The 9,265-nt window shown below is 64.7% G+C and carries 8 protein-coding genes; 6 read left to right on the forward strand and 2 right to left on the reverse strand.

Going from position 1 to position 9,265, the window contains the following annotated elements; genetic code table 11:
* Window positions 1-272 precede the first annotated feature (272 nt).
* The 5 genes from I5S59_RS26195 to I5S59_RS26215 all read left to right on the forward strand — a co-directional run bounded on the left by I5S59_RS26195 (window position 273) and on the right by I5S59_RS26215 (window position 5,913).
* Complete coding sequence (locus I5S59_RS26195; RefSeq protein WP_128323228.1) at window positions 273-1,337, forward strand: putative 2-aminoethylphosphonate ABC transporter ATP-binding protein; 1,065 nt, start codon at window positions 273-275, stop codon at window positions 1,335-1,337.
* Window position 1,338: 1 nt separating this feature from the next.
* Window positions 1,339-3,063: a putative 2-aminoethylphosphonate ABC transporter permease subunit gene (locus tag I5S59_RS26200; protein WP_197879165.1), complete on the forward strand. Its 1,725-nt coding sequence runs from the start codon at window positions 1,339-1,341 to the stop codon at window positions 3,061-3,063.
* 41 nt (window positions 3,064-3,104) lie between these two features.
* Window positions 3,105-4,130 carry a putative 2-aminoethylphosphonate ABC transporter substrate-binding protein gene (locus I5S59_RS26205; protein ID WP_197879166.1) on the forward strand — a complete coding sequence of 342 codons (1,026 nt, stop codon included), beginning with the start codon at window positions 3,105-3,107 and terminating at the stop codon, window positions 4,128-4,130.
* A gap of 90 nt (window positions 4,131-4,220) precedes the next feature.
* Window positions 4,221-5,348 (forward strand): TIGR03364 family FAD-dependent oxidoreductase, encoded by a 1,128-nt coding sequence (locus I5S59_RS26210; protein ID WP_197879167.1) that lies wholly within the window; start codon window positions 4,221-4,223, stop codon window positions 5,346-5,348.
* Between the two features lie 10 nt (window positions 5,349-5,358).
* Window positions 5,359-5,913 carry a phosphonate degradation HD-domain oxygenase gene (locus I5S59_RS26215; protein WP_197879168.1) on the forward strand — a complete coding sequence of 185 codons (555 nt, stop codon included), beginning with the start codon at window positions 5,359-5,361 and terminating at the stop codon, window positions 5,911-5,913.
* On the opposite strand, the gene I5S59_RS26220 is transcribed toward I5S59_RS26215, so the two are convergent.
* Complete coding sequence (locus I5S59_RS26220; RefSeq protein ID WP_197879169.1) at window positions 5,896-7,260, reverse strand: GTPase/DUF3482 domain-containing protein; 1,365 nt, start codon at window positions 7,258-7,260, stop codon at window positions 5,896-5,898. The two genes, I5S59_RS26215 and I5S59_RS26220, sit on opposite strands and share 18 nt — an antisense overlap.
* Window positions 7,253-8,644: a DUF2868 domain-containing protein gene (locus I5S59_RS26225; RefSeq protein ID WP_197879170.1), complete on the reverse strand. Its 1,392-nt coding sequence runs from the start codon at window positions 8,642-8,644 to the stop codon at window positions 7,253-7,255. The genes I5S59_RS26220 and I5S59_RS26225 overlap by 8 nt, the downstream gene beginning before the upstream one ends.
* 63 nt (window positions 8,645-8,707) lie before the next feature.
* Here I5S59_RS26225 and I5S59_RS26230 point away from each other — a divergent pair, with 63 nt between their 5' ends.
* On the forward strand, window positions 8,708-9,226 hold the full coding sequence (locus tag I5S59_RS26230; RefSeq protein ID WP_197879171.1) for a dihydrofolate reductase: 519 nt from the start codon (window positions 8,708-8,710) through the stop codon (window positions 9,224-9,226).
* Window positions 9,227-9,265: the final 39 nt, after the last annotated feature.

The following is a 9,265-nucleotide window of genomic DNA, read 5'->3' on the forward strand; positions in this document are numbered from 1 at the left end:
TTCGGGCCAGAGTGAGAGGTGGATGGCGACTATGCTCCTACTCGTGCTCTAGGGCACTGCTGGCTATCAGTCTGCCATCCACCGCTCTCACCTCTGATTTTAAAGGCATGTGAAGACACAAGCTGGCTTGCCGGCGATGCAAGGCGCAGCCTTGCCAACACCAACCACACCCAAATCTGCCTATACCACTATCGGCAGCTTTTGCTTGGCCGCCACAGAACCTTCGCATTCCCCCCCTAGCATGGCCCTCATTCGCTCGATGAGGTCTTGCCATGAACACTCCGCTCGCAAACCCAGGCGCACAGATGAAGGTGCGCGGTATCCACAAGCGTTTCGGCGCCTTTACCGCCCTGCAGGATGTCTCGCTGGATATCGCCGCCGGTGAGCTGGTGTGCCTGCTGGGTCCGTCCGGCTGTGGCAAGACCACGCTGTTGCGTTGCATCGCCGGCCTGGAGCGCCAGGACCGTGGCACCCTGTACATCGGTGACCGCGATATCTCCGACCTGCCACCGCAGGCCCGCGACTACGGCATTCTGTTCCAGTCCTACGCGCTGTTCCCCAACCTGACCGTCGAAGCCAACATTGCCTATGGCCTGGCCGGCAGCGGCCGTGACGAGGTGCGCCAGCGCGTGGCACAGATGCTGGAGCTGGTCGGTCTGTCGGGCAGCGAGAAGAAATACCCCGGCCAACTGTCGGGCGGCCAGCAGCAACGCGTGGCCCTGGCTCGCGCCCTGGCACCGGCGCCCTCGCTGCTGTTGCTCGACGAGCCGATGTCGGCCCTCGATGCCCGGGTGCGTGAGCACCTGTGTACCGAACTGCGCCAGCTGCAACGCCAGCTGGGCATTACCACGCTGATGGTCACCCACAACCAGGACGAGGCCATGCTCATGGCCGACCGCATCGCGGTGATGAACAACGGCCAGGTCGAGCAGTACGCCACCCCGCAGGAAATCTACGACAAGCCAGCCACCCCGTTCGTCGCCGAGTTCGTCGGCCAGGGTAACTGGCTGCCGTTCCAGCGTCACAGCGACAGCCATGCCCAGGTCGGTGCGCTGAACATGCGCCTGGCCGACGGCGCCGGTCAGGCTCGCAGCGGCCGCCTGTTCTGCCGCCCCGAGGCGATCAGCGTCAACCCGCCGGTGCATGAGGAGAACCTGTTCCCGGCACGGGTACGGGAGATCACCTTCCTCGGCAACCGCTGCCGGATGAGCTTTGAGTTCAACGAACTGCCGGGCCACGCGTTGCTGGCAGAAGTCGCACCCGAGTCGATGCCACGCCTGGGCTCCCAGGACATCTGGGTTGCCCTGCCACCGCGCAGCCTGCAGGTGTTTGCCTAAGATGGCCGCGCCAATGGCCATGCCGATCGCGCAGGCGAAGGCAGCACAGCGCTCCGGCGCCTCACTGGGTGATCGACTGTTTGTGGTCGGCGGTAAATGGCTGCTGCTTCTGCTGCTGACGGTCGCGGTACTGCTACCGTTGCTGGCGATATTCTGGCGCGGCTTCAGCAGCGACGCCGGGCAGGGCGGTGGTCTGGTCGCCGCCCGTGAATTGTTTGCCAGCGCCAACTTTCACTGGTTGCTGGGCAATAGCCTCAAAGTCTCGATCAGCGTCGCCGCGATTGTCGTGCCGCTGGCTTACCTGTTCGCCTACGCCTTGCAGCGCACGCTGATCCCCGGCAAGCGCATCTGGCGTGGTATCTCGTTGCTCCCTTTGCTGGCGCCGTCGATGCTGCCGGCGATTGCCCTGGTGTACCTGTTCGGCAACCAGGGGCTGCTGCGTGGGCTGCTCAGCGACAACATCTATGGCTTCTGGGGCATTGTCCTCGGCGAAGCCATCTACACCTTTCCGCATGCCCTGATGATCCTGCTCTCGGCGCTGTCGCTGGCCGATGCGCGCCTGTTCGATGCCGCTTCAAGCATGGGCGCCGGCCCTTGGCGTGCTTTCCACAGCATCACCTGGCCGGCCACCCGCCAGGCGGTATTCGCTGCGTTCTGCCTGGTGTTCACCCTGACCATCACCGACTTTGGTGTGCCGGTTGTGGTCGGTGGCGATTATCAGGTGCTGGCGCTTGAGGCCTACAAGGCGGTGGTCGGTCAGCAACAGTTTGGTCGTGGCGCGTTGATCGGCATGGTCCTGCTGGTGCCGGCGCTGCTCAGTTTCAGCGTCGATGCCTGGCTGCGCCGGCGTCAGGGCGATGCCATGAGTGGCCGCGCCCAGGTCTTCGTGCCGCAACCGTCGCGCCGTCGCGATGCCTGGTTCCTGGCCGTGGTGCTGGCGGTGTGTGCGGTGCTGGTGCTGGTAGTGGGCATGGCGGTGTACTCGTCGCTGGTGACGTTCTGGCCGTACAACATGACCTTGTCGCTCAAGCACTATCAGTTCGACGAAACCGCGGGTGGTGGCTGGCTGGCTTACACCAATAGCCTGACCATGGCCCTGTGCACGGCGCTGATTGGCAGTGCGGTGATCTTCACTGGCGCCTACCTGATGGAAAAAACCAAGGGCCAGCGTTCGCTCAATCTGGTGCTGCGCTTGCTCAGCTTCGTGCCGATGGCGGTACCTGGCTTGGTCCTGGGCCTGGGCTACGTGTTCTTCTTCAACCTCACCAGCAACCCGCTGCATGTGTTCTACGGCAGCATGGCGCTGCTGGTGGTGTGCACCATTGCTCACTATTTGACCACCGCAAACATGACCGCAACCACCGCCCTGCGCCAGCTCGACGGTGAGTTCGAAGCCGCGGCGCTGTCACTCAAGGCGCCGCTGTACCGACATTTCCTGCGGGTAACCGTGCCGATCTGCCTGCCAGCGCTGCTGGACATCGTCCGCTACCTGTTCGTGTCGGCGATGACCACGGTGTCGGCGGCGATCTTCCTCTACAGCCCGGACACCATCCTCGCCGCTGTCGCCGTGCTGAACATGGACGACGCCGGCAACGTTGGCGGCGCCGCGGCCATGTCGACCCTGATCCTGCTGACCAGCGCGAGTGTTTCGCTGCTGCTGGCATGGGCCTCGCGCGGCCTCTTGCAACGCTCCCAAGCCTGGCGCCAGCGCGCGCCGGGTCAATGATCGCCTTACCCATCCCTCGTACCGCTCAAAGGAACCGCATCATGTTCAAGCCACTTGCTCTTGCCGCTGCCGTCCTCACTGTGTTCAGCCTGCAGGCTGCGGCCGCAGAAACCCAGCTGACGGTCTACACCGCCCTCGAAGCCGAACAGCTCAAGAGCTACAAGCAGGCCTTCGAAAAGGCCAACCCGGATATCGAGATCAAATGGGTACGCGATTCCACCGGCATCATCACCGCCAAGCTGCTGGCCGAAAAAGACCGTCCACAGGCTGACGCGGTATGGGGCCTGGCCGCCTCCAGCCTGGCGATCCTCGACCAGCAGGGCATGCTGCAGAACTACGCCCCCAAAGACCTCGACAAGATCGGCGGCAACTACCGTGATGCCGCCAATCCACCGGCCTGGGTCGGCATGGATGTCTGGGCCGCGACCATCTGCTTCAACACCGTCGAAGCCGAAAAGCAGGGCCTGACCAAGCCGGTGAGCTGGCAGGACCTGACCAAGCCTGAGTACAAGGGCAAGATCGTCATGCCGAACCCGGCGTCGTCCGGCACCGGCTTCCTGGATGTCAGCGCCTGGCTGCAGACCTTTGGTGAGCAGCAAGGCTGGGCGTACATGGATGGCCTGCACCAGAACATCGGCCAGTACGTTCACTCCGGCTCCAAGCCATGCAAGCTGGCGGCAGCCGGTGAGTTCCCGATCGGTATCTCCTTCGAATACCCGGCCGTGCAGCTCAAGCGTCAGGGCGCGCCGCTGGATATCGTCCTGCCGAAGGAAGGCCTGGGCTGGGAAATCGAAGCCACTGCCGTGCTCAAGGGCAGCAAGCATGAAGCCGCAGCCAAGCGCCTGGCCGACTTCTCGGCAAGCCCGGCAGCGATGGACCTGTACAAGGAAAACTTCGCCGTACTCGCCCAGCCAGGCATCGCCAAGCCGCAGACCGAACTGCCGGCCGACTACGAACAGCGCCTGATCAAGAACGACTTCGCCTGGGCGTCGAAGAACCGCGATACCATCCTCGCCGAATGGCGCAAGCGCTATGACGGCAAGTCGGAGAAGGTGGCGCAGCAGTAACACCGGGTTGGCTTTATCGCCGGCAAGCCGGCTCCTACGGGAGTCGGCTTGCCGGCGACAGGCTCACCGCTAATTCTGAAGGACATTCCAATGACCGATCTGTTGATCGTCGGCGCCGGTATTCTCGGCCTTTCCCATGCGTATGCTGCTGCTCGTCGTGGCCTCAAGGTCCGTGTGTTCGAGCGCAACGCCACTGCGCTCGGCGCTTCGGTGCGCAACTTCGGCCAGGCGCTGGTCACCGGCCAGCCGCCGGGCGAGATGCTTGAGCTGGCCAAGGCCAGCCGTGGTATCTGGGCGCACTGGTCGCGCCAGGCCGGCTTTGAACTGAAGAGCAACGGCTCGTTGTTGTTCGCCCGTACCGCCCTCGAACAGGAACTGCTGGAAGCGTTCTGTGCCGAGCGGGCCGTTGACCAGGGCTATCGCGTCGAGCTGTTGTCGGGCGCGGTACTCAACGACCTGTACGGTGGTCAGTTCCGTCATCACCGCGCAGCGTTGCGCGGCCTGGACGACCAGCAGCTGTATTCCCGTGAGGCGATTCCGACGTTGATCCGCTTCCTGCAGCAGGAACTGGATGTGAGCTTTCACTTCTCCACCCTGGTGCGCGATATCGAACCCGGCCGCGTGTCGACCACGGCAGGCGATTTCAGCACCGAACAGATCGTGGTGTGCTCCGGGCACGACTACCAGACGTTGCTCGCCGAACCGATTGCCAGGTTGCAGCCGCAGGTTTGCCGTCTGCAAATGCTGCGGGCGCGCCCCCGGTTCAGCCTGAACCTGCAACATGCCTTGCTGACCGGGCTGAGCTGCGTGCACTACGGCGCCTTTGCCGACCTGCCTCAGGCCCAGGCGCTCAAGGCGCAACTGCACCGCGACAGCCCGCACCTGATGGAACATGGCATTCACCTGCTGATCAGCCCCACGCCGCATGGCGAGCTGATCATCGGCGACTCGCACGCCTATGGCAGCGACGCTTCGCCGTTCAATGCCGAGCAGGTCGACAACTGGATGATCGAGCTGGCCGAGGACACCCTTGGCGGTCGCATCGAGGTGGTCGAACGCTGGCAGGGCGTCTATGGTTCTGGCGGGCCCGGGCCGTTTTCCCTGTTGCAGGTGGCGCCGGGAGTTCACGCGGCACTGATGCACAGCGGTGTCGGCATGAGCGTCGGCCCGGCCCTGGCCGAGCGGCATATCGCTCGACTGCTCAACGAAACGGCATGAGGGGATAACAATGAGAACGGCCGAACAGGTTGTCAGCGACGTCTTCGCCCTGTACCAGCAGCATGGTGACGATGATTACATCGGTGAGCCGGTGTCGCAGCTGGAGCACATGTCCCAGGCGGCGCAACTGGCGCTGGACGAGGGCTACGACGATGAGGTGGTGCTGGCGGCGTTCTTCCACGACATCGGTCACATCTGCGGCGGGGCCGAAGGCGACATGGGTGGCTATGGCGCGGTCAGCCATGAGCAGGTGGGCGCCAACTACCTGCGGCGCTGCGGCTTCAGCGAGCGACTGGCGAAGCTGGTGCAATACCACGTCGAAGCCAAGCGCTACCTGACGCTGCGTAAACCCGGTTACTACCAGCGCTTGAGCGAAGCCAGCCGGCGCACCCTGGAATACCAGGGCGGCGTGATGAGCGAGGCCGAAGCGGATGCCTTCGAGCGCGACCCGTTGTGCGCAGTCAGCCTGCGCATGCGTGAGTGGGATGAGCTGGCCAAAGAGATGAACGTGCCGGTGATCGATCTGGACCTGCTCAAGGCCAAGGCGCTAAAGCTCCTGCACTAAAAGCTCGATCTGCTCCTGGCGCTCGGCCTGGTTAAGCCGTGCGCCGGGATTGAGCGACGACCACTGCGGATGCGCCCGCGCCTTGCTCAAGGCCTCCGGCAACTTGCCCTCGCGCCAGCTCTGCTCCTGCGGCGCACTCAGCTTGATCCGCTCCATGGCTGCGTGCCCACGGCTGTCCAGCGCCTGGATCAGTTGATGCTGACGCAGGGCCAACAAGCGCAGCACGCTGTCATCCACGGTCAGTTCCCGTTGCCCCTTGAGCTTGCCGAGCAGGCGCGAACCATAGCTGCGTGCGGTTTGCAGCGCACCCCCAGCGATCGCACCCGCCAACGCGGCGGCGCCCAGGGTCAAGCCGCCGACCAGCAGGTCGACACCTGCCCCCGCAGCAGCGCCGGCCGCCACACCGCTGCCCAGGCGTACGCCCAGCAGCTTGAGGGTTTCCGGGTTGAACAGGTCGTCGCCCCAGCGGCCATCGAGCAACGGCAAGTCACTGGCGCTGGCATCGTCCTTGCGAAATGCATAAAGCTTGAGCAGGGCCTCGACGCAGCGTTGTTCACGCTGGCGAACGTCTTTGCGCAAAGCTTCGATGGCGGCGGCTTCTGCGCCTGGCTCGGCCACCACGCTACGGCGGCAGGCGGCGCAATCGAGCAGCAGTTCGGCGATCAGGCGTTTGCCGCTGTGCTGGCGGGTCAGGCGTTGAGCCTGTTGGTCATCGATCAGCCGTTGCAGTGCCGGGCGGGATTTTTCCAGCATCAGCGCCAGGCTTTCATACAGGCGGCGTTCGCCGTCTTCCGGCGGCACGACGCTGTCGAAACGCACCAGCGCATGCAAACCAAGCCGGGCCAGCGCTGCGCGCCAGTCGGGTTCGCGGTGGTCGCTGCTGGCGACAAAATTGAGCACCGGCAGCAACGGTTTACCGCAGCTGGCGAGCACTTCCAGTTCATCCCGGTACTTGGCCAGCACCGGTTCACGGGCATCAATCACATACAGGCCGGCATCGCTGGCCAGCAGCTGACGCAACACCTTGGCCTCCTGTTCGAAGCGCTGGCGTGCTTCGCTGCCTTGCAGAAAACGCTCCAGGCGCGACGGGCCATCGAGGCGTTCGCCCGGGCGTTCCAGGCGCTCAAGGTAATCGAGCAGGGCAATGGCGTCTTCCAGGCCCGGCGTGTCGTACAGCTCCAGCAGGGGCTCGCCGTCCACCGACAAACGCGCACCCTCGACGTGGCGGGTGGTGCTGGGCCGGTGGGACACCTCACCGAAGCCGACATCACGGGTCAAGGTACGCAGCAGTGAGGTCTTGCCAACGTTGGTGTGGCCGACCACGGCCAGTTTCAGCGGCTTAGTCATGGCCATGCTCCAGCCAGTTCAGCGGGGCAGTGTCGGCATGTTCCAGGCCCAACTGGTCGAGGGCCTGATGCCAGTCACCGAGGCGGTCGGCATCCAGCACCTGACCGGGCAGGGCCTGCAGCAACCAGATGCGCGTGGCCCCGGCATTGCGCGCCAGTTCGGCGAGCAGCGCCAGGCTGCCGCGGTCGGGTGAACGACGCGGGTCGCAGGCGATGGCCAGGCGCGCCGGCGGAAAGCGGCTGAGCTGTTCGAGCAACTTGTTGCGCGATTCGCGGCTGTCGAGAATGCCCGCATCGCCGACGCTGGCAGGCAAGGCCGGTGGCCAGGGGCGCTGGTCGTCCAGCTCCAGGCCGACGAGCAGGGCACCGTCAGTGTGTTCGTCGCCCCTCTCGCGGACGATTTGCGGCAAGGCATCCGGTGCGGCGTCGTTGACGCCCAGGCGCTCGCTGCTGGGCATCAGTGCTTCGCGCAGCTGGCTGTAGCCGGGCAGGTTGAGGTCCAGGCTCAGGCGCTGGCGGCCGCTGCGCCAGCGCCACAGGCACAAGGCGGCCAGCAGCAGGCGCGGGAAAATGCCGAATACCAGTAGCACGCCGATCAGCCAGCTGGCCCAGGCCTGGCGGGCCAGTTCAAGGGCGGGTTGGCTGTCGCCACTGGCGCGGATCATGGCGATGTCCGGCACGTTGAAGCCGAGCAGCGCAGGCAGCGCACCAAGGGCCTGGGTCAGGCCGACAAAGGTGTCGGCGCCGAGAATGGTGGTCTCCCAGACGAAGCCGTAACGGCGGGTGGCCAACAGCACCAGCAGCATCACCAGCGCCGTGCCCAGCACCACCAGCCACAGGCCGTGGACCAGCAGCCCGATCAGCCAGCGGCTGAGCTTCTGGCGTTGCAGCAACACCAGCAGCGCGGGCGCCAGGTGTACGGCCTGGGCATCGCGAGCAAATTTTTCGCTCAGCCATAGCCACAGTTTGCCGAGGGTCGCGGCCTGTTCCCCGGCGAAGAAAAAGCCCAGGGCCCAACCGGCCAGTAGCAACAGGTTGAGGCCAAGCAGGCTGCCCAGCGCCCAGAACACATTGACCGGGCGCTGGCTGTCGCCGAGGGCGGCAAACGCCAGCCCGGCACCGCTGATGATCGCCAGCACCAGTAACAGCGCCAGCGCCAGCCGCGCACCTTGTTTCCAGTGCTGCAGGGCGCTGCGCATGCCGTCGCGCTCGGCCAGCCACAAGGCGCGCTGTTCAATGCGCATTGGCAGGTCGCCGCCGTGTTGGCGGGCGCGGCGATTGGCTTCCTGATCCTCCAGGGGGCCTGCGTGTTCCTCGCGCAGGCGTACCGCTTCAGTGAGCCAGCGTTTGTCCAGGTCAGTCAGTGCAGTCACACGGTCGTCCATTGATCAGGTCAGCCCAAAGCATAACCCAGGCATCGAAGATCGGGCTTTGCTATCCTCGCCGGCATGAAAACATCACTTCCCCTCAGCCTGATCGCGGCGCTTGCTGACAACCGCGTGATCGGCATCGACAACCGCATGCCCTGGCATTTGCCAGGGGATTTCAAGTACTTCAAGGCCACGACCCTGGGCAAGCCGATCATCATGGGGCGCAAGACCTGGGACTCGCTGGGCCGACCACTGCCCGGGCGTTTGAACCTGGTCGTCAGCCGCCAGCCGGGGCTGCAGCTCGAAGGCGCCGAGGTGTTTGCGTCACTGGATGAGGCCATGTTGCGTGCCGAGCAATGGGCGCTGGCGCAGGGCGTCGACGAGCTGATGCTGATCGGCGGCGCGCAGCTGTATACCCAGGCGATCGAGCGAGGCCTGGCGGATCGGCTGTACCTGACGCGGGTCGAATTGAGCCCGGAAGGGGATGCGTGGTTCCCTGAGTTTGATGCGGCGCAGTGGCAGTTGGCGTCGACCCAGGCAAATCCTGCAGAAGGCGACAAGCCAGCGTATCACTTCGAGGTTTGGGAAAAAGCGTGAAAAGCATCGCCAGCAAGCCGGCTCCTACACCTGTAGGAG

The organism is Pseudomonas alkylphenolica, assembly GCF_016009175.1.
GTDB classification, from domain to species: Bacteria; Pseudomonadota; Gammaproteobacteria; order Pseudomonadales; family Pseudomonadaceae; genus Aquipseudomonas; species Aquipseudomonas alkylphenolica_B.